Raw genomic sequence first — 20,036 nt, forward strand, 5'->3', positions numbered from 1 at the left:
TCACCGCTCCCTGCGCTTCGGCTTCGCAGCCTGGCGCGCTGTGGTTCGTCGTGGCAGCACCCGGGTCAGGACAGATCCGAACCGGCTGTTGGCCCATCTTTTCAGTCGTAGGGGCCGGGCGGCCAGGGCCGCCTTCGCCCCCGGTGAGCTGCGTGCGAAGCACAGCAGCACCCCGACGGCGGACATGGCCGACAGCATCGCCGACCCCCCGTAGGAGAACAGCGGGAGCGGGACGCCCGCGATCGGCAGAAGTCCCAGCGCCGACCCCAGGTTGACCATGGCCTGCGCCATGATCCAGGTGGTGGCTGCCCCCGCGGCGTACCTGACGAAGGGGTCCTTCGTACTGCCGGCCACACGGATACCCGCGTAGCCTAGTGCCGCGAAGAGGCCGAGTACCGACAGCGTCCCCACCAGACCGAGTTCCTCGCCCAGTGCGGCGAAGATGAAGTCGGTGTGCGCCTCCGGAAGTTGGCCCCACTTCTCGACCCCCGCGCCGAGGCCGGAGCCGAACGGGCCGCCCGCCGCGAAGGCGTAGAGGCCGTGCAGGGCCTGGTAGCAGTTGACGTTCGGGTCCGATTTGGTGACGCCGATGCAGGCCAGCCGGTCCAGCCGGTGCGGCACCGTGATGATCAGCGCCGTACAGGCCACCACCGCGATGCCCAGGGTGGCGGCGAACAGCCGGAGCGGGGCGCCGACCAGCCAGAGCAGGCCGAACAGCATCGCGATCAGGATCATCGTGGTGCCCATGTCGCCACCGATCATGATCAGCAGGACCAGCAGCAGGGTGCCGGGCACCAGCGGCACCAGCAGGTGCTTCCACTGGTCCAGGGTCCTGGTCCTCTGCTTCCTGGCCAGCAGGTCGGCCGCCCAGAACACCAGCGCCAGCTTGGCGAACTCGGAGGGCTGGATCTGGAACGAGCCCAGGTCCAGCCAGTTCTGGTTGCCGCCGACGTTGGTGCCGATGCCGGGGATGGCGACCAGCACCAGGGCGCCCAGCACCCCGAACAGCACCGGGTAGACCATCGCCCGCATCAGCTTCAGCGGCGTCCGGGCGAACACCACCATCAGCCCGAGCCCGAGCAGCACGGCGATCAGCTGCTTGCGGAAGAAGAAGGTCATCGGCAGGTCCCAGCGCTTGGCCAGGATCTGCGAGGAGGAGAACACCATGCCGAGGCCCAGCACCAGCAGCAGCAGCACCGAGCCCAGGATCAGGTAGTAGGGCGTCAGCGGACGGTCCAGCAGGTACCGGACCCTGGCCCGGAACGCCCGCAGCCGGGTGACCGGGTCGGCCGCCTTGAAGGTGGCGGTACTCGCCGAGATCACCTGGAACTTGGAGGAGCTGCGCTCCGGCCCAGCCGTTCCCTGACCGGCCATCACACAGCTCCCCCGTAGTCGTTCCGTGCCGCCGGCGCCCTCAGAGTGCCCGGACCGCCTCGGCGAAGAAGTCGCCGCGCTGGCCGTAGTTGGTGAACATGTCCATCGAGGCACAGGCCGGCGCCAGCAGGACCGTGTCCCCCGGTCGGGCGAGCCCGGCGGCCACCCGGACCACCTCGGCCATCGCCACCGCGCCAGTCTCACCCTGGGCGGCCTCGATCACCGGAACATCCGGGGCGTGTCGCGCCAGCGCCTCCCGGATCAGCTCCCGGTCGGCACCGATCAGCACGGCGGCCCGCAGCCGCCCCGCCGCGCCCTGCACCAGCTCGTCGAAGGTCGCGCCCTTGGCCAGGCCGCCGGCCACCCAGACGATCGACTCGTACGCGGCCAACGAGGCAGCCGCGGCATGGGTGTTGGTGGCCTTGGAGTCGTCGATCCAGGTGACCTCGCCGACCACCGCGACCTCGGCGATCCGGTGCGCGTCCGGGCGGAACGCCCGCAGGCCCTCCCGGACGGCCGTGGTGTCCACCCCGTACGCCCGGGCCAGCGCCGCCGCCGCCAGGGCGTTGGCGATGTTGTGCGGGGCGGGCGGAGTGACGTCCTCCACCGCGCCGATCTCGGCGGCGTTCTTCTGCCGGTCCGGGACGAACGCGCGGTCCACCAACAGGCCGTCCACCACGCCGAACTGGGACGGGCCGGGAGCGCCGAGGCCGAAGCCGATCGCCCGGCAGCCCTCCTCGACGTCGGCCTCGATCACCAGTTCCTCGGTGGCCGGGTCCGCCAGGTTGTACACGCAGGCCACCTGGTTGCCCTGGTAGATCCGGCCCTTGTCGGCGGCGTACGCCGCCATCGAGCCGTGCCAGTCCAGGTGGTCCGGCGCCAGGTTGAGCACCGCGGCCGAGTGCGGGCGCAGCGAGGGCGCCCAGTGCAACTGGTAGCTGGAGAGCTCGACCGCGAGCACGTCATACGGCTGCTCGGCCAGCACCGCGTCCAGCACCGAGACGCCGACGTTGCCGACGGCGGCGGTGCGCTTGCCGGCCGCGGTCAGGATCGAGGCGAGCATCTGGACGGTGGTGGTCTTGCCGTTGGTGCCGGTGACGGCCAGCCAGGGGGCCGGCTCACCGGTCCCCGGCAGCGGCCTGCGGAGCTGCCAGGCGAGTTCGACGTCGCCCCAGACCGGTACACCGGCCCGCTCGGCGGCCAGGAACAGCGGGCTCTCCGGCGGCCAGCCGGGCGAGGTGACGATCAGTCGGGTGCCCTCGGGCAGGGTGTCGCCGTCGCCGAGCCGGACGGCCACGCCGTCCAGTTCGGCGGCCCGGGCCCGCAGGCCCGCGCCGTCGCCGCCGTCCACCACAGTGACCAGCGCGCCGAGGCCGTGCAGCACCCGGGCGGCCGAGACACCGGAGATGCCCAGCCCCGCGACGACGACCGGCAGGCCGGCGAAGTCGACGGCGGCGGTCACCCGGTCACCCAGCCCGCGTAGAACAGGCCGAGGCCGACCGCGACGCACAGGCCCTGGATGATCCAGAACCGGACCACGATCAGCACTTCGCTCCAGCCCTTGAGCTCGAAGTGGTGCTGGAGCGGTGCCATCTTGAAGACCCGCTTACCGGTCAGCCGGAACGAGCCGACCTGGATGACCACCGAGAGTGTGATGATCACGAACAGGCCGCCGAGCAGCGCGAGCAGCAGCTCGGTCTGCGAGCAGATCGCCAGACCGGCCAGCGCGCCGCCGAGGGCGAGCGAACCGGTGTCACCCATGAAGATCTTGGCGGGTGAGGTGTTCCACCACAGGAAGCCGAAGCAGGAGCCCATCAGCGCCGAGGCGACCACCGCCAGGTCCAGCGGGTCCCGGACGTCGTAGCAGCTGGCGGTGGCGGTGACCTGGACCGCGCAGGTCTGGCCGTACTGCCAGACGCCGATGAAGACGTAGGCGCCGAAGACCATCACCGAGGCACCGGTGGCCAGGCCGTCCAGACCGTCGGTGAGGTTCACGCCGTTCGACATCGCGGCGATCATGAAGTAGGCCCAGATCACGAACAGCACCGGGCCGATCGACCAGCTGAAGTCCTGGACGAAGGAGAGACTGGTGGAGGCCGGGGTGCGCCCCGCCTCGTCCTTGAACTGGAGCGACAGGATCGCGAAGGTCAGGCCGACCAGCGACTGGCCGAGCAGCTTGGCCTTGGCCCGCAGGCCGAGCGACCGCTGCTTGACCACCTTGATGTAGTCGTCCAGGAAGCCGACCAGGCCCAGGCCGGTGGTCAGGAAGAGCACCAACAGACCTGAGGCGGTGGGCTTCTCACCCGTTATCACCTTGGTCGCCGCGTAGGCGATCAGGGTGGCCAGGATGAAGGCGATGCCGCCCATGGTGGGCGTACCGCGCTTGCTGGCGTGCGCCTTGGGACCGTCGTCGCGGATCATCTGACCGTAGCCGTGCTTCGCCAGCAGCCGGATCAGCGCCGGGGTGCCGAGCAGCGTGAGCACCAGCCCGATCATCCCGGAGAAGAGAATCTGCTTCACTTCGCGGCTCCATCAGCCAGCAGGGCCTCGGCCACCCGCTCCAGGCCCACCGAACGGGACGCCTTCACCAACACCACGTCCCCTGGCCGCAGCTGACCCCGCAGCAGCTCGACCGCCGCGTCCGCGTCGGACACCAGCACCGACTCCTCACCCCACGAACCTTCGTTCCTCGCGCCCAGTTCCATACAGGCCGCGTCGCGTCCGCCGACCGCCACCAGCCTGGTGACGTCCAGTCGGACCGCGAGCCGCCCGATGGCGTCGTGCTCGGTGAGGCTGTCCTCGCCGAGCTCCCGCATCTCGCCGAGCACCGCGAAGGTGCGGCGGCGCTCCGGACCACGGCCTCCCATCGACACCAGCGCCCGCAGCGCGGCCCGCATGGACTCCGGGTTCGCGTTGTAGGCGTCGTTGACCACGGTGACGCCGTCGGCCCGTTCGACGACCTCCATGCGCCAGCGGGACAGCGCTTCCGCCTCGCCGAGCGCGGCGGCGGTGTCATCGACGGACATACCGAGCGCCACCGCCACCGCAGCGGCGGCGAGGGCGTTCGAAACGTGGTGCTCACCGTACAGGCGCAGCCGGACCGGTGCGGAACCGGCCGGGGTGGTGAGCGTGAACTGTGGCCGTCCGGCGTCGTCCAGGCGAACTCCGGTGGCCCGGACGTCGGCGTTCGGGCTCTCGCCGAAGTACAGCACCCGGGCCTTGGTGCGCGAGGCCATCGCCTTCACCAGCGGGTCGTCGGCGTTCAGGATCGCGATCCCGTCGCTGGTCAGCGCCTCCACCAACTCGCCCTTGGCCTCGGCGATCGCGGCCTTGGAGCCGAACTCGCCGAGGTGCGCGGTGCCGATGTTCAGCACCACGCCGACGGTGGGCGGGGTGATCGCGGTGAGGTAGTCGATGTCGCCCTTGTGCCGGGCGCCCATCTCCATCACCAGGTGCTTCGTGGTCGGCTCGACCCGCAGCGCGGTCATCGGGTGGCCGATCTCGTTGTTCATCGAGCCGGGCGGGAAGACCGTCTCGCCCCGGTGGGCCAGCAGTTGGGCGATCAGGTCCTTGGTGCTGGTCTTGCCGGCCGAGCCGGTGAGCGCCACCACCTCGGCGTCGGACCGCCGGACCACGGCCCGGGCCAGCCGGCCGAGCGCCAGCTGCACGTCGTCCACCAGCACGGTGGGCACGTCGAGCTGACGGGTCGCCAGCACGGCGACCGAACCGGCCGCGACCGCCTGCCCGGCGAAGTCGTGCCCGTCCACCCGCTCGCCGACGATCGCGACGAACAGGCAGCCCACGGTGAGCTTGCGGGAGTCGTGCTCCACCGAGCCGGTGACCAGGGCGGCCGGGTCGGCGTTGTGCAGGGTGCCGCCGACGGCCTCGGCCACCTCGGCAAGGGTCAGTGCGATCACGGCTGCTCCACTACTCCTCGGCTGACACGGTGCTTGATGGCCTCGCGCAGTACCTGCCGGTCGTCGAAGGGACGGACCTCGCCCCGGACGTACTGGCCCAACTCATGGCCCTTGCCCGCGATCAGCACGGTGTCCCCGGCGTGCGCGTGCCGCACCGCGTCGGCGATCGCCTCGGCCCGGTCCGGCACCACCAGCACCTCGCCGCGCTCGGCCTCGGGCACCTCGGTGGCGCCGGTCAGCATGGTGGCCAGGATCGCCAGCGCGTCCTCGGAGCGCGGGTTGTCACTGGTCAGCACGGCGGTGTCGGCCAGCCGGGCGGCGATCGCGCCCATCGGTCCGCGCTTGTACGGGTCGCGGTCGCCGCCGCAGCCGACCACCACGTGCAGCCGGCCCTTGGTGACCTCGCGCAGCGACTCCAGCACGGCCTGCAGCGCGTCCGGCTTGTGCGCGTAGTCCACCACGGCCACGTACGGCTGCCCGGCGTCCACCCGCTCCAGCCGGCCCGGCACCCCGGGGACGGCGGCCACCCCGGCCACCGCCTGCTCCAGCGGCACCCCGGCGGTGACCAGCGCGGTCAGCGCGCCGAGCGCGTTGGCCACGTTGAACGGGCCCGGCAGCGGCACGCTCGCCTCGGCCGACTGCCCGTCGGGGCCGACCACGGTGAAGGTCGAGCCGAGCGGGCCGAGCTGGACGTTCGATGCCCGCCACTGCGCGGCCGGGTCGCCCTTGGCGGAGAAGCCGGTCATCGGGACCGGCGCCTCGGCGGCCAGCCGGCGGCCGTACGCGTCGTCCAGGTTGACCACGCCGAGCCTGGCCTTGTCGGGCTGGAACAGCTTGGCCTTGGCCCGGAAGTAGTCCTCCATGTCCGGGTGGAAGTCCAGGTGTTCCGGCGTCAGGTTGTTGAACAGCGCGACGTCGTAGACCACGCCGTCCACCCGGCCGTAGCTGAGCGCGTGGCTGGAGACCTCCATCACCACGGCCTCGGCGCCGCGCTCGCGCATCACCGCGAGGATCGCGTGCAGGTCGGTGGACTCGGGGGTGGTCCGCTCGCTCTTGATCCGGTCGGTGCCGACCCGCATCTCCACGGTGCCGATCACGCCGGGGGTCAGTCCCGCGCCCTGCAGGCCGCCCTCGACCAGGTACGCGGTGGTGGTCTTCCCGTTGGTGCCGGTCAGGCCGATCATCCGCAGACCCGCGCTGGGCCGGCCGTAGACCTCGGCGGCCAGCTCGCCCATCCGGGCCCGCGGGCTCGCCACCACCAGCAGCGGGGCGCCGCAGTCGGCGGCCTGCTCGGCGCCGTCCGGGTCGGTCAGCACCGCGACCGCGCCCTGCCGCACCGCCTGCGCGGCGAACTTGGCGCCGTGGTGGTTGGCCCCGGGGAACGCGACGTACACGTCGCCGGGCCGGACCGCCCGGGAGTCGTGGGTGACGCCGCTGACCGGCGCCCCCTCGACCGGCGGCAGGCCGAGCAGACGGGCCACCTCGGCCAGCGGGGTGGCCCGCACGCCGGTGGGTCGGGGCGGGCTCGCGGAGATTTGATCGGGTTTCGGCACGGCCGGAAGGCTATCCGCCACACCCCCCGATGAGCCAAACGCGGGCCCCGACCCGGGATCTGCACCGGACCCGTCCCGGATCTCCCCAGGACCGCCACGCGAGGTGGTAGCGGGCACGGGCTGGGCGGGGCTCTGGCTGTTCATCAGGGCTTCCAGTCGACGGGGAGGTTGGGCGCCTCGCTGCCGCTGGGGGCGACGCGCAGGGACTTCAGGGTGAACTCCATCACCTGCTTGAACACCGGCCCGCAGAGCTGGCCGCCGAAGTGGCCGTTCTTCGGGTCCTGGATCACGCAGGAGACGGTGACCCGGGGCTGCTCGGCGGGGGCGAAGCCGATGAAGGAGGCGGTGTAGCCGTTGTACTTGCCGGTCTTCGGGTCCACCCGGTTGGCCGTGCCGGTCTTCCCGGCCACCCGGTAGCCCTCGATCTTGGCCTTGGCGCCGGTGCCCTGCTCGTCCGAGACCACCGACTCCAGCATCTCGGTCAGGGTCTTCGCGGTCTCCGGCTTGACCACCCGGGTCTCCTGGCCGGGCGCGGCCGGCACGTACCTGCCGTCCGGCCCGGTGGTGCCCGCCAGCAGACCGGGCGTCACCCGGACTCCCCCGTTGGCGATGGTGGAGAACACCGAGGCCGCCTGCAGCGCGTTCACCGACAGGCCCTGACCGAACGGGATGGTGTACTGCTGCGAGCCGTTCCAGTCCTCCGGCTTGGCCAGGATGCCCTTGGTCTCGCCGGGGAAGCCGAGCCCGGTCGGCTTCCCGATGCCGAACCGGCCGAGGTAGTCGGCCAGCACCTTGTTGGCCTCCGGCTGGCTCTTGCCGAGCTGCTCGGCGGCCAGGATGGTGCCGATGTTGGAGGACTTCGCCAGCACGCCCGCCAGGGTCAGGTACCAGGTCGGGTGGTCGATGTCGTCGTGGAAGACCCGGTCCGAGCGCTGCAGCGTGTTGGGCACCGTGACATGGGTGTCCCAGGCGGCCGTCCCGGTGTCCAGCACCGCCGCCATGGTCATCAGCTTCGCGGTCGAGCCCGGCTCGAAGGCGTCGCCGACCGCCGCGTTGCCGAGCTGCTCGGGCTTCGCCTTGCTCAGTTCGTTCGGGTTGAAGCCCGGGGACGCGGCCATCGCCAGGATCTGACCGGTCTTCACGTCCTGGACGATCACGTAGCCCTTCTCCGCCCCGGCGTTGGCCACCTGGTCGGTGATCGCCCGCTGGGCCGCCCACTGGATGTCCCGGTCGATGGTCAGCCGCAGGTCGGTGCCCTCCACCGGGGACTGCTGACTGCCGCCCGCGGTCGGCACCATCCGGCCGTTCACCTGGGCGTACGTGCTCCTGCCCGGCTTGCCGGCCAGCTCCTCCTGGAACTGCTTCTCCAGGCCGCCGGTGCCGATGCCGTCCACGTTCACGTAGCCGAGCAGGTTGGCCGCCAGGCCGCCCGACGGGTAGACCCGGCGCTTGCTGTCCTGGTTGATCACCCCCACCAGCGGGTTGGCGCAGACGTTGTCCACGTACTGCCGTCCGCCCTGGTCCGCGGGCTTGCCGACCAGCTTGCGCTGGGCCCGGCAGGCGGGGGTGTCGGCCTGCTTGGCCAGGGTCGCCTTCAGGTCGGTGATCTGCTTCTTGGTCTCCGGGCTCTGCCGGGGCGCCAGCATCACCCACTTGGTCTTCGGGGTGCGCAGCGCGGCGGCCAGCTGCTCCTTGGTCCGGTCCAGGATCGGGGCCAGCAGCGCGGCCGCCTGCTCCGGCGCGTCCGGCACCAGGGACTTCTCGGCCGGGTACAGCGTGGGGTCGCCGGTGATGTCGTACGCGTCCACCGTGGTGGCCAGCGCGACACCGTCCGAGGACGTTATCGAGCCCCGGTCCGCGGAGAGGACCGCGTCCACGTAGTTGTGGGCCCCGGCGGAGGCGGCCAGCGCGTCCGAGTCGAGCAGTTGAAGCTGGATCAGCCGGCCCGCGAAGACCGAGAACACCAGGGCCAGCGCGACCGTGACCAGCCGCAGCCGGCGACGCTGGTCGGCCAGCTTGATGGTGCGCACCGGTGGCGGGGCGAGGTGCGGGCGGCGGGCGGCCGGACGGCGGGGCGGCTCACCGGTGCGCGGCCGCGGGGCCCGCGGCCGCTCGGCCGGCCGGGCCGTCCGGCCCGGCTGCGGTCGGGCGGACTGCGGACGGCCGGGCTGCGGTCGGGCCGGCCGGCGTGGTCCGGAGCCGCCACGCGGGGGCTGACGGGGCGTACTCATCGCGGCGTACCTCCGGCGGACGGGGCGGGAGCTGACGGGGCGGCGGGCGAGGCCGGGTCGATCTGCACCCCGGTGTCCGCGCCCGGCGCGGCGGGCGGCGAGGTCTGCGGGCTCGGGCTGGGCTGCACCCAGAGCTCCTCGACCGAGCGCTTCACCGGCGGGCTGTCCTGGGCCTGGGCCGGCTTGCCCTTGACCGAACCGTCGGCGGTCTCCAGGAACGCCAGGTCACCGCCGGGCACCATGCCCAGCTCGCGGAGCCTGCGCTCCAGCGCGTCCGGACCGGACTGCTGGTCGATCTGGGCCTGCAGGGTCTGCTGAAGGTCGGTCAGCTCGGTGGACTGCCGCTCCAGCCGGCTGAGCTCGAAGGAGCCCTCGTTCAGCGCGGTGTTCAGCATCAGCAGGCCGAACAGCCCGCCCGAGAGCAGCGCCACCACCAGGACCGCGAACGGCGTCCGGCCCCGGGCCGACCCGCGCCCCGGCCGTACCGTGATCCTCGCCCCACCGCTCCGGCCGGGGAGCGCCCCGCGCTCCCGCTGTGTTCGACCCGTCGGGCCACCACCGGCCACCGGCACCGCGTCTCTCCCTCGCCCGTCCTCGTTCCCCCGCCGGTCCTACTGACCGCGGGGCTCCCTGATCCTCTCCGCCACGCGCAGCCGTACGGGCGCGGCGCGCCGGTTCTCCTCGATCTCCTGCTCGGTGGCCAGCTCCGCACCCCGGGTCAGCAGCTTCAGCCAGGGCTGGTGCTCCTCCGGGATGATCGGCAGGCCGGGCGGTGCGGTGTTGGTGGCCGCCGCGGCGAAGTACTGCTTCACCAGCCGGTCCTCCAGCGACTGGTAGGACATCACCACGATCCGGCCGCCCAGCGCGAGCGAGTCCAGCGCGCCGGGGATGGCCCGGTCCAACACCTCCAGCTCGCCGTTGACCTCGATCCGCAGTGCCTGGAAGGTCCGCTTCGCCGGGTTGCCACCGGTGCGCCGGGTGGCGGCCGGAATGGCGTTGCGCACCAGATCGACCAGACGCGCGCTGTTGCTGAACGGTTCCTTCTCGCGCTCCCGCAGGATCACCGAGGCGATCTTCCCGGCGAACCGCTCCTCACCGTAGACCTTCAGGATCCGGGCCAGCTGACCGTGCGTGTACGTGTTCAGCACCTCGGCGGCGCTGAGGCCCCGGGTCTGGTCCATCCGCATGTCCAGCGGCGCGTCCTGCGCGTACGCGAAGCCCCGGTCGGCCTCGTCCAGCTGCATCGAGGAGACCCCGAGGTCGAACAGGATGCCCTGCGCCTTCGGGATGCCCAGGTCCTCCAGCACCTGCGGGATCTCGTCGTACACCGCGTGCACCAGGGTCGCCCGGTCGCCGAACCGGGCCAGCCGCTCGGCGGAGAGCTTCAGCGCCGCCGGGTCGCGGTCCACCGCGACCAGCCGCACCTCGGGGAACTGGGTGAGCAGCGCCTCACTGTGCCCCCCGAGGCCCAGGGTGGCGTCCACCACCACCGAACCGGGGGCGGTGATCGCCGGGGCCAGCGCATCAACGCAGCGCTGGAGCATCACCGGGACGTGCTTGGGGGCCGGACTGTCGGTGCTCATGCCGACCATTCTGAGCCATCCCCCAGCCCTCCACGGTCAGGGGCTCGGGGCTCCGCCGATCTGCGGCTCCGCCGCGCGGGCGACACCGACCTTCTGGCAGATGGCTCGGCCTCTACGGTCAGGGGCTCGGGGCTCTGGACAGTGCAACTTGAGCGCCCTGCCAAAAGCTGAGCGGCCTCAGGACGGACACAGCCCGTGGTCCCCGCCCGCTCGCCTGGGGAAGGAGTGGCCGCCCGGCACCGGGGAAGGTGCGCCAGGTGGCACGGAGCGGGAGGAGGCCACGGGCTGTGTACGGCCGTGCCCGGCTGGGGAGTTGACGGACCGTACGGCCCGTGCTCCGCTGCGCCGAACTCTACCGCCCGGGCCTGCCCAGTCAATCGTCCGCGACGGCGCACCACCCGGCTGGAGTCATGAATCACCGCAGGTCGGGACGGTTCGGACGGCCCCGTCGCCCGGTCGGCGGTACCGCGCACGGGTGCCACCGTGCGCCGGGACAGACCGGGGCGAAGCAGGCGGGCGGGCCGGACGGCCGATATGCACTGCGTCACACCCACCCCTACCAGTGCCCCCCGCCCCACCACGGCGACCGAAATCCCATTACCGTCTTCCGCATGACAGTGACTCCCGACCGGCCCACGCCGAACGCCGCTGCCGAACCCGCCATCATCGACCGCTTCGTCGAGGCCAACCGTGCCTACGCGGTGACCTTCCGGGACGGCGGGATGGACGCCCGCCCGGTCCAGAAGGTCACCGTGGTGGCCTGTATGGACGCCCGCCTCGACCTGTTCGCCGCGCTCGGCCTGGAGCTCGGCGACGCCCACCTGATCCGGAACGCCGGTGGGGTGGTCACCGACGACACCATCCGTTCGCTGACCATCAGCCAGCGCGCCCTGGGCACCCGCTCGATCGCGCTGATCCACCACACCGGCTGCGGCCTGCTCGGCCTGACCGAGGACTTCCGCCGGGAGCTGGAGCTGGAGGTCGGCCAGCGGCCGACCTGGTCGGTGGAGTCCTTCGTGGACCTGGACGGCGACGTCCGGCAGTCGATGCAGCGGGTCCGCACCTCGCCGTTCATCCCGCACCGCGACGACGTGCGCGGATTCGTCTTCGACGTGCACACCGGTCTGCTCCGCGAGATCCACTGACCCCCCGCTCCGTCCGCAGGGCCCGGCCAGCGTTGTCCGGGCCCGTTCTGCTGCCCGGATCCCGGCCGGGAACCGGATCGCCGCCGGTCGCGTCCCCGGACGAACCGGGACAGTGTGGCGCGTGTCGCCCGGTCGGGTGACGACAGGCCGCCTGACAGGGAAGAATGCGCCTGCGGGCCGACCCGGCAGTGTGGCGGCCAGGTGATTTTTCGGGGCATGGGAGCAATCGGGTGACGACCTACAACGGACAGACCGGCGCGGGCAGTTCGGGCCTGCATGAGCTCGGCGCGGTGGCCGAGCGGGTCCGGGCCTCGGTGGAGAGTGTCATCGAGGGCAAGCCCGAGGCCGTCCGGATCGCGCTGACCGTCCTGCTGGCGGAGGGTCACCTGCTGCTGGAGGACGTGCCCGGCGTCGGCAAGACCATGCTGGCCAAGGCGCTCGCCAAGTCGGTGGACTGCACGGTGCGGCGGATCCAGTTCACCCCCGACCTGCTGCCGTCCGACGTGACCGGCACCAACGTGTTCGACCAGAACCGTCGGGACTTCGAGTTCCGGCCGGGCGCGATCTTCGCCCAGATCGTGGTCGGCGACGAGATCAACCGGGCCTCGCCGAAGACCCAGTCCGCGCTGCTGGAGTCGATGGAGGAGCGCCAGGTCACCATCGACGGCACCAGCTACGAGCTGCCCTCGCCGTTCATGGTGATCGCCACCCAGAACCCGGTCGAGATGGAGGGCACCTACCCGCTGCCCGAGGCCCAGCGCGACCGCTTCATGGCCCGGATCTCGATCGGCTACCCGAGCGCCGAGGCCGAGCTGGCGATGCTGGACATCCACGGCGGGGCCAACCCGCTGGACGACATCACCCCGGTCGCGCACGCCCACGACATCCTCAAGCTGGTCGAGGTGGTCCGCACCGTGCACGTGGCCGACACCGTCCGCCGCTACGCGGTCGAGCTGGTCGGCGCCACCCGGCACCACCAGGAGCTGCGCCTCGGCGCCTCGCCGCGCGCCACCCTGCACCTGGTCCGGGCCGCCCGGGCCGCCGCCGCCCTGGACGGACGCGAGTACGTGCTCCCGGACGACATCCAGGCGCTCGCCGTCCCGGTGCTGGCGCACCGTCTGATCGCCACCGCCGAGACCCAGCTGAGCCGCCGCAGCACCGAGCAGATCGTCACCGACCTGGTGGCCCGGCTGCCGATCCCGCGTCCGCAGGGACGGGGCTGAGGTGCCCCAGGCCGACAGTCCGGCCGGGCTGCGCACCGGCCTGCGCGGGCTGACCACCCGGGGCCGCTCCTTCCTCGCCGCCGGCTGCACCGCCGCGCTCTGCGCCTACGTCTTCGGGCAGGACGCGCTGCTCCAGATCGGCGTGCTGCTCGCCGCCCTGCCGCTGGCCGCCGCCTTCCTGCTGGTCCGCACCCGCTACCGGGTCGCGGGCGGCCGCCGGCTCAGCCCGTACCGGGTGGCGGCCGGGCAGGAGGCCCGGGTGCACCTGCGCCTGGACAACGTCTCCCGGGTGCCCACCGGCCTGCTGCTGCTGGAGGACAAGGTCCCGTACGTGCTCGGGCCGCGCCCGCGCTTCGTGCTGGACCGGGTCGAGCCGCGCGGCTTCCGCGAGGTCTCCTACCGGGTCCGCTCCGACCTGCGCGGGCGCTACCCGCTCGGGCCGCTCCAGCTCCGGGTCGCCGACCCGTTCGGGATGTGCGAGCTGACCAGGTCGTTCGCCGCCTCCGACGTGCTGACCGTGGTGCCGCAGGTGCAGGTCCTGCCCGCGGTCCGGCTGGCCGGCGAGGCGTCCGGGCACGGCGACTCCAACACCCGCACCCTGGCGCTGGCCGGGGACGACGACGTGATCCCGCGCGAGTACCGGCACGGGGACGACCTGCGCCGGGTGCACTGGAAGTCCACCGCCAGGTACGGCGAGCTGATGGTCCGTCGGGAGGAGCAGCCGCTCAAGGCCCGCGCCACCGTCCTGCTGGACACCCGGGAGATCGGGCACCGGGGCAGCGGCCCCGCCTCCTCCTTCGAATGGGCCGTCAGCTGCGCGGCCTCGGTCGGCGTGCACCTGATGGAGCGCGGCTACCGCACCAGGCTGCTGACCGACACCGGCCTCGCCGTGCCCGGCCCGGAGAGCGGCGTGATCGCCTCGGTCGGCGAGGCCGCCGGGCTGCTGCTGGACAGCCTGGCCGTGGTCGAGCAGTCCGACGGCGGCGGGCTGGCCCGCGCCGAGGAGGTGCTCCGGCTCGGCGGTGAGGGCGTCATCGTGGCGATCCTCGGCTCGCTGGACGACGAGCAGGTGGCCCGGCTGGGCCGGCTGCGCCGCCGCGCGGGCGGCGCCGTCGCCATCCTGCTCGACACCGCCACCTGGGCCGGGCTCCGGCACCTCCTGCCGGACGCGCCCGACGAGGACGCCACCGACCAGGTCCGCCGGCTGCGCGAGGCCGGCTGGACCGTCCTGCCCGCCCGGGCCGGCGACTCCGTCCCCGCCCTCTGGCGCCTGGCCGAGCGCACCGCGGGCCCGGCCCCGTACCGGAACGGGGTCGGCTCATGACCAGCTTCCGCACCACCCGCCCCGAGGAGCCCCGCACGTGACCACCCGGGCGAAGTTGACGCTCTACTCGGCGCTGGCCACCACGCTGGTGACGCTCTGTCTGATCCCGCTGGTGCGGCCGAGCGGCTGGGTCGGCGAGGCGTTCGTCATGATCGCCGCCGTCGGCGCGGCCGGGGCCGCCCTGCGCCGGCTCTCGGTGGCCCGCGCCCTGCAGGCCGTGCTCCAACTGCTGGCCGCCCTCTACGTGCTGCTCCTGCTGACCGTGCAGTCCGCGATGGACTTCGCGGTGCTGCCCGGGCCGCGCGCGCTGGACGCCGTCGGCACCCTGATCGCCGCCGGCGCCAAGGACGTCCAGCAGTACACCATCCCGGCCCCCGACTCCGACGGCATCACGCTGATCCTGGTCGGCTCGGTGACCCTGATCGCCGTCCTGGTGGACGCCCTCGCGGTCACCTTCCGCAAGGCCGCGCTGGCCGGGCTGCCGCTGCTCACCCTGTACTCGGTCGGTACCGGCATCGGTGCCCCGGACGCCGCCTGGCTCTGGTTCCTGCTGGCCGCGCTGGGCTACCTGCTGCTGCTCAACGCCGAGGGCCAGGACCGGCTGTCCCGCTGGGGCCGGGTCTTCCACGGCAGCTCGCAGGACGGCTCCGGCGGCCTCTCCCAGAGCGGCCACCGGATCGGCCTGCTGGCGCTGGCGGTCGCCGTGGCGCTGCCGCTGCTGGTGCCGTACACCGACCTCGGCCTGATCGACCGGGGCAACGGCGACGGGCTCGGCAACGGCACCGGCCGCCAGGTCACCTCGCTCAACCCGGTGGTGGCCCTGACGGCCAACCTGAACCGGCGGGACAACGTGGAGATGCTCCGCTACTCCACCGACTCCCCGCAGGGCAACCAGCTCTACCTGCGGATCGGCGCGCTGGACAGCTTCGACGGTGTGCAGTGGAAGTTCTCCGAGCAGCACCTGCAGCCGATCCCGAACCCGATGCCGGCCCCCCAGGGGCTCGGCCAGGACGTCTCGGCCGAGCAGTTCCAGACCTCGGTCAAGATCTCCGACAAGCTCAGCACCGAGTGGCTGCCGATGCCCTACCCGGCCTCCTCGGTCAGCGTCCGGGGCGACTGGCGGTACGAGCCGAGCACCCGCTCGGTGGTCGGCGACCGGGGCCAGAAGAGCGACGGCCTCGCCTACGACGTGACCAGCCTGGGGGTCGAACCGGGCCCGGCCCAGCTGCGGAACGCCGGACCGGCCCCGACCGACTTCGCCAAGCGGTACACCGCACTGCCGGAGACCCTGCCGCCGGTGGTCGCCGAGACCGCCCGCCGGGTGGTCGCGGGCAAGAACAACCCGTACGACCAGGCGGTGGCCCTGCAGACCTGGTTCACCTCGAACGAGTTCACCTACAGCCTGACGCCGAACGCGGGCACCGGGAACGAGGCGATCACCACGTTCCTGCAGAACAAGACCGGCTTCTGCGTGCACTTCGCCGCCACCATGGCCGCGATGGCCCGCTCGCTGGGCATCCCGGCCCGGGTCGCGATCGGTTTCGCCCCCGGCTCCGACCAGGGCCGCGGCAACTTCATCGTGCGCAGCCAGGACTACCACGCCTGGCCGGAGCTGTACTTCCCCGGCTCCGGCTGGCTGCGGTTCGAGCCGACCCCGACCCGGGGCAGCAGCCCCGGCTACACCTCGGAGAAGGTCACCCAGCCGACCACCGCCCCGACCGCCCAGCCCAGTGCCTCGGCCGGCACCGGCGCCTCCGCCGCACCCAGTGCCAGCAGCACCTGCACCGGGGCGCAGCAGCGCCAGGACGCCTGCGCGGACGAGAACGCCGCCGTGTACCAGGCCGCCGAGCCGCTGCCCTGGTGGCTGAGCTGGCCCGCGCTGACCGGGCTGCTGGCGATCCTGGTGGTGCTGGCCCTGCTGGCCACCCCGATGCTCTGGCGGATCGGCCAACGCCGCCGTCGGCTGGGCGGCGGCCGCCATCTGGCCGGCTCCCCGGAGCTGACGGACCAGCAGGTGCTGGCCGCCTGGGAGGAACTGCTGGACACCGCCTGGGACCTGGGCATCCCGCCGGACGACTCGCGGACCCCGCGCGGCACCGCGCACCGGATCGCCGAGGCCGGCCGGCTGGACGCCCCGGCCACCGCCGCGGCCGGCCGGGTGGCGCTGGCCACCGAACGGGTGCTGTACGCGCGGACCGCCGCCCCGGAGCTGCCGCTCGGTCCGGACGTCCGGACCGCCACCGAGGGCCTGCGGGCCGCCGCCGGACGGCGTGGCCGGGCCAGGGCGGTCCTGCTGCCCGCCTCCGCCGCGCGGCTGCGGTGGCGGCTCGCCGACCGGCTGCTGTCCGTCCAGGACGCGGTCCGGGCCGGGGTCGGCCGGGTCTTCGCGCCGGTCCGGCGGCTGGCCGGGCTGCTGCGCCGGAAGGGCTCCTGACCGGGCCCCGGTCCTGGGATGGCTGAGGGCGGGCAGTCGACCCGACTGCCCGCCCTCACCAGCTCCGTACTTCCGGCCGGCTCACACTCCGTCGTGTTCGTCCCGACGGCGTTGCCAGCGTTGCTCCATCCGGTCCATCACACCGGCCTTGCGGCGCGGAGCAGGGGACGCCTTCGGTCCCGCTCCCTGCCCGGCCGGACCACGCTTCCAGCCGGTAACGGCGAGGACCGCGCAGCCCAGCATCACCAGGAACCCGACGACGCTCACCCAGATTTGCTGGGCGACCATGCCGCCCATCAGGAGAGCGATACCCACCACGAACCCTGCGGCGGCCTGGTAGACCCTCCGACGGGTGTAGGTGCGCAGCCCGGTTCCCTCAAGCGCTGACGCGAACTTGGGATCTTCGGCGTACAGCGCTCGCTCCATCTGCTCGAGCAGTCGCTGCTCGTGCTCCGAGAGCGGCACGGAGTCCTCCTACTCGTCGGTCGCGGGGCGACCGGTCCGCCACCCCTGGCTGGGCCTGTGTCGTCCATATGCCCCATGCGCCTGGCTGTCATGCTTTCCGGCTTTACCCAGATCATACGGTCCGAGCGGCCGGATCGGGATGGTCACGCGTCCGTGGCTCCGGCCACGTTCGTTCACCGACCCGCAGGGGACCAACGCGGGAGCGTCCCGACAAGTGCCCGGATCGTCGGAACGACCTGGACCGGGCCGGGTGAGCGGGCCGGGCCGGTCAGACCAGTTCGGCCAGAACGTGCAGCTGGGTGGCCACGGCGTGGAACGCGGGCTGCTCAGCGGCGGCCTGCTCCAGCTTCAGCAGTGCCTCCATCGCGCCCGGCTCGGTGTCCACCAGGACGCCGGGGACCAGGTCGGCGAAGACCCGGACGCCGTGCACCGAGGTGACCGCGAGACCGGCCGCCACGGCCAGCTCGCCGAGCTCCTCGACGCTGAACCGGCGGGGCATCGGGTCCTGCGGGCCCCAGCGGCCGTCGGCCGCGTCCAGGACGGCCCTGGCATCGGTGAAGTGGCCCGCCAGCGCGCGGGCCAGCACGGCGCCGTTGCGGTTCGCGGCCAGCAGGCTGACCACGCCGCCCTTGGCCAGCGTCCCGGCCAGGCTGCGGAGCGACTCGGCGGGGTCGTCCACCATCTCCAGCACGCCGTGGCAGAGCACCGCGTCCACCGTGCCGGGCTCGACCAGCTCCGGCAGGGTCTGGGTGTCGCCCTGGACCGCCCGGACCAGCTCGGTCACCCCGGCCTCGGCGGCCCGGCGCTCCAGCGCGAACAGCGCGTCCGGGCTGGGGTCGACCACCGTCACCCGGTGGCCGAGCCTGGCCACGGGCACGGCGAAGTTGCCCGTGCCGCCGCCGGTGTCGAGCACCTCCAGCACGGGCCGGCCCAGCTGCCCGGCCCGCTGCTCCAGAGCCGCTCGCACCACCTCCCACACCACGGCGGTACGCAGGGCACTGCGAGGACGGGTCGGGTACACGGTGGAGGCTCCTCACCACAGCGGTGTTGTCACTGAACGCCACCACCATAGGCCCTCCGGGGGCCCTGGCTCAGCTGGCGTCGAGCGGCAGCGGCTGCTCGGGGTGCAGGTCGAGCAGGCGCTGGACCAGGCGGAGGTAGAGGGCCGTGTTCCGGATCAGGTCGTCCGCGTCGCGGGCGGTGGCCGCGTGCCGGATGCCCGCCTCGGCGGCGGCCCGGCGGCGGGCCCCGGCGGCGAAGTAGGCGGCCCACTCGGCCAGCTCGGGCGCCACCTCGGGCAGCACGTCCCAGGCGCTGCGGATCGCCTGCCGCCGCCGGGTGCGCTTCTCCGGGCGCCCCCGGACGGCCAGCACGGCGGCGGTGGTGCGCAGTGCGGCGAGGTGCGCGGTGGCGTAGCGCTGGAGCGGGTCCTCGTACTGGCGGGACTGGATCAGCGTCAGCTCGGCGTGCCGGAGCAGGTCCAGTGCGGCGGGCGGGGCGGTGGCCCGGCGCGGGACCGGGTGGATGTCGGCGCCCCGGATCGGGCGGGCGGGTGCGGGCAGCAGTGGGGCGGTCTCGGGCTGACTGATGGTCATGCGATCCCCCGGTCCACAGCGGGTGACCCGGGCCGGCTGACCCGAGCCCCTCCATCGTGTACGGCGGCACTGACAATCCGGCGGCCCACGTGCCGAGGCGCCTCCACCGGGCCGGCCGCCGACCCCCGTCGGTGCCTGCCCGGCGGAGGCGCCTCCACCCGCGGTCCCCCCGCGTTCCCCCGTGCTCCCCGCCGCCGGACATTCCCCCCGTGGCCCCGGTCCGCCGCCCCGTGTCGGCGGTCCGTGGCCGGTGTCCGGCTTCGGTGTCGCGGCCCGAGGTGCCCCCCGGTCCCCCACAGTCCGTGGGCGGGTCGGGCCGCTGCCGGGAGCGGAGTTGACGGTCCGTCGTCCCGGGTGGCCACCACTCTGCCGTTCCCGCAGGTCGGGGGCCATCCGCTGGAGTACTCAAGTGATGATCTGAGTATCCGTACTCAGCTTTCCGCGCCCCGGAACCACCCCGGCCCCCGCGGGCGTCCTGACCCGCCGGGGGAGAGTCGGCGGATACCGTGATCCCCGGACATCGGCAGACCCTCGACAGGGTCCACGGAGGGGGAACGGATGAGCGTCGTCCCGTTGGTCTTCACCAGCGGCTGGGCGAGTGGCGTCAACGCGTACGCGGTGGTGCTGCTGCTCGGGCTGCTGGGCCGGTTCGGCGGCGCCGACTCGGTGCCGCCGACGCTGGAGCGCACCGACGTGCTGATCGCCGCCGCCGTGCTCTTCCTCTGCGAGGCGGTGGCCGACAAGATCCCGTACGTGGACTCGGTCTGGGACGTGATCCACACCGTGATCCGGCCGGTCGCCGGTGCCACCATCGGTGCGCTGCTGGCCGGCCAGGACCCGGGCTCGCTCGGCGAGGTGGCGGCCGGGGCGGTGGGCGGCACCACCGCCCTGGTCAGCCACGGCATCAAGGCCTCGCTCCGGATGGCGATCAACACCTCGCCCGAGCCCGCCAGCAACATCGTGGCCAGCCTCACCGAGGACCTCTCGGTGGCCGGGCTGATCACCCTGGCGATCTTCCACCCGTGGCTGGCCGCCTCGGTGGCCGCCGTGCTGATGCTGGTCGGCGCCCTGCTGGTGTGGTTCGCGGTCTCCCGGATCCGCCGCTTCCTGGTCCGCCGCCGGGAACGGAAGGCGGACCGCGTCGCGGCACCCGGGGCGGGCGGCGGCGGGGCGACCCGGGTGCCGTACTGAC

The 20,036-nt window shown here is 73.1% G+C and carries 16 protein-coding genes; 5 read left to right on the plus strand and 11 right to left on the minus strand.

Annotated features, from left to right (window positions below; all coding sequences use genetic code 11):
- The 8 genes from ftsW to rsmH form a co-directional block, all read right to left on the minus strand.
- Positions 1-1,374 carry a putative lipid II flippase FtsW gene (gene ftsW, locus OHV05_RS07770; RefSeq protein WP_405016991.1) on the minus strand — a complete coding sequence of 458 codons (1,374 nt, stop codon included), beginning with the start codon at positions 1,372-1,374 and terminating at the stop codon, positions 1-3.
- Between the two features lie 40 nt (positions 1,375-1,414).
- Complete coding sequence (gene murD, locus OHV05_RS07775) at positions 1,415-2,836, minus strand: UDP-N-acetylmuramoyl-L-alanine--D-glutamate ligase (RefSeq protein WP_405016992.1); 1,422 nt, start codon at positions 2,834-2,836, stop codon at positions 1,415-1,417.
- Positions 2,833-3,894, minus strand: a complete 1,062-nt coding sequence (gene mraY, locus OHV05_RS07780; RefSeq protein ID WP_403038368.1) for a phospho-N-acetylmuramoyl-pentapeptide-transferase — start codon at positions 3,892-3,894, stop codon at positions 2,833-2,835. Before mraY ends, murD begins: the two co-directional genes overlap by 4 nt.
- Positions 3,891-5,291 (minus strand): UDP-N-acetylmuramoyl-tripeptide--D-alanyl-D-alanine ligase, encoded by a 1,401-nt coding sequence (gene murF, locus OHV05_RS07785; protein ID WP_405016993.1) that lies wholly within the window; start codon positions 5,289-5,291, stop codon positions 3,891-3,893. Before murF ends, mraY begins: the two co-directional genes overlap by 4 nt.
- Complete coding sequence (locus tag OHV05_RS07790) at positions 5,288-6,844, minus strand: UDP-N-acetylmuramoyl-L-alanyl-D-glutamate--2,6-diaminopimelate ligase (protein ID WP_405016994.1); 1,557 nt, start codon at positions 6,842-6,844, stop codon at positions 5,288-5,290. Before OHV05_RS07790 ends, murF begins: the two co-directional genes overlap by 4 nt.
- A 143-nt stretch (positions 6,845-6,987) precedes the next feature.
- Positions 6,988-9,075, minus strand: coding sequence for a penicillin-binding transpeptidase domain-containing protein (locus OHV05_RS07795; RefSeq protein WP_405016995.1), 2,088 nt, complete (start codon positions 9,073-9,075; stop codon positions 6,988-6,990).
- The gene (locus tag OHV05_RS07800) at positions 9,072-9,647 is read right to left on the minus strand and encodes a septum formation initiator family protein (protein WP_405016996.1); all 576 of its coding nucleotides are present in this window, start codon (positions 9,645-9,647) and stop codon (positions 9,072-9,074) included. The genes OHV05_RS07795 and OHV05_RS07800 overlap by 4 nt, the downstream gene beginning before the upstream one ends.
- Before the next feature lie 39 nt (positions 9,648-9,686).
- A complete protein-coding gene (gene rsmH / locus OHV05_RS07805; RefSeq protein WP_405016997.1) occupies positions 9,687-10,658 on the minus strand; it encodes a 16S rRNA (cytosine(1402)-N(4))-methyltransferase RsmH in 972 nt (323 codons plus the stop codon).
- A 611-nt stretch (positions 10,659-11,269) separates the two neighbouring features.
- Between rsmH and OHV05_RS07810 the strand changes: the two genes are divergently transcribed.
- The 4 genes from OHV05_RS07810 to OHV05_RS07825 all read left to right on the plus strand — a co-directional run bounded on the left by OHV05_RS07810 (position 11,270) and on the right by OHV05_RS07825 (position 16,784).
- Positions 11,270-11,803, plus strand: a complete 534-nt coding sequence (locus OHV05_RS07810) for a beta-class carbonic anhydrase (RefSeq protein WP_403038385.1) — start codon at positions 11,270-11,272, stop codon at positions 11,801-11,803.
- A 230-nt stretch (positions 11,804-12,033) separates the two neighbouring features.
- The gene (locus OHV05_RS07815) at positions 12,034-13,026 is read left to right on the plus strand and encodes an AAA family ATPase (RefSeq protein WP_405016998.1); all 993 of its coding nucleotides are present in this window, start codon (positions 12,034-12,036) and stop codon (positions 13,024-13,026) included.
- Position 13,027: 1 nt separating this feature from the next.
- A complete protein-coding gene (locus OHV05_RS07820) occupies positions 13,028-14,350 on the plus strand; it encodes a DUF58 domain-containing protein (RefSeq protein ID WP_405016999.1) in 1,323 nt (440 codons plus the stop codon).
- Positions 14,351-14,387: 37 nt separating this feature from the next.
- The gene (locus OHV05_RS07825; protein ID WP_405017000.1) at positions 14,388-16,784 is read left to right on the plus strand and encodes a DUF3488 and DUF4129 domain-containing transglutaminase family protein; all 2,397 of its coding nucleotides are present in this window, start codon (positions 14,388-14,390) and stop codon (positions 16,782-16,784) included.
- An 81-nt stretch (positions 16,785-16,865) separates the two neighbouring features.
- Here OHV05_RS07825 and OHV05_RS07830 read toward each other — a convergent pair whose 3' ends face one another.
- The 3 genes from OHV05_RS07830 to OHV05_RS07840 all read right to left on the minus strand — a co-directional run bounded on the left by OHV05_RS07830 (position 16,866) and on the right by OHV05_RS07840 (position 18,844).
- Entirely contained in the window at positions 16,866-17,249 is a 384-nt protein-coding gene (locus tag OHV05_RS07830; RefSeq protein WP_403038396.1) for a DUF3040 domain-containing protein, read from the minus strand.
- A 268-nt stretch (positions 17,250-17,517) separates the two neighbouring features.
- Entirely contained in the window at positions 17,518-18,270 is a 753-nt protein-coding gene (locus OHV05_RS07835) for a methyltransferase domain-containing protein (protein WP_403038398.1), read from the minus strand.
- 70 nt (positions 18,271-18,340) lie between these two features.
- Positions 18,341-18,844, minus strand: a complete 504-nt coding sequence (locus OHV05_RS07840) for an SAV_6107 family HEPN domain-containing protein (protein WP_405017001.1) — start codon at positions 18,842-18,844, stop codon at positions 18,341-18,343.
- 558 nt (positions 18,845-19,402) lie between these two features.
- On the opposite strand from OHV05_RS07840, the gene OHV05_RS07845 reads away from it, so the two are divergent.
- Positions 19,403-20,035 (plus strand): DUF4126 domain-containing protein, encoded by a 633-nt coding sequence (locus OHV05_RS07845; RefSeq protein WP_405017002.1) that lies wholly within the window; start codon positions 19,403-19,405, stop codon positions 20,033-20,035.
- Position 20,036 lies beyond the last annotated feature (1 nt).

Source organism: Kitasatospora sp. NBC_00070 (assembly GCF_045041205.1).
GTDB lineage: Bacteria > Actinomycetota > Actinomycetes > Streptomycetales > Streptomycetaceae > Kitasatospora.

Excerpts from the sequence above, each read along its gene's own strand:
- OHV05_RS07840 (WP_405017001.1), bottom strand. The coding sequence starts at position 18,844 with ATGACCATCAGTCAGCCCGAGACCGCCCCACTGCTGCCCGCACCCGCC.
- rsmH (WP_405016997.1), bottom strand. The coding sequence starts at position 10,658 with ATGAGCACCGACAGTCCGGCCCCCAAGCACGTCCCGGTGATGCTCCAG.
- OHV05_RS07795 (WP_405016995.1), bottom strand. The coding sequence starts at position 9,075 with ATGAGTACGCCCCGTCAGCCCCCGCGTGGCGGCTCCGGACCACGCCGG.
- ftsW (WP_405016991.1), bottom strand. The coding sequence starts at position 1,374 with ATGGCCGGTCAGGGAACGGCTGGGCCGGAGCGCAGCTCCTCCAAGTTC.
- OHV05_RS07810 (WP_403038385.1), top strand. The coding sequence starts at position 11,270 with ATGACAGTGACTCCCGACCGGCCCACGCCGAACGCCGCTGCCGAACCC.
- OHV05_RS07845 (WP_405017002.1), top strand. The coding sequence starts at position 19,403 with ATGAGCGTCGTCCCGTTGGTCTTCACCAGCGGCTGGGCGAGTGGCGTC.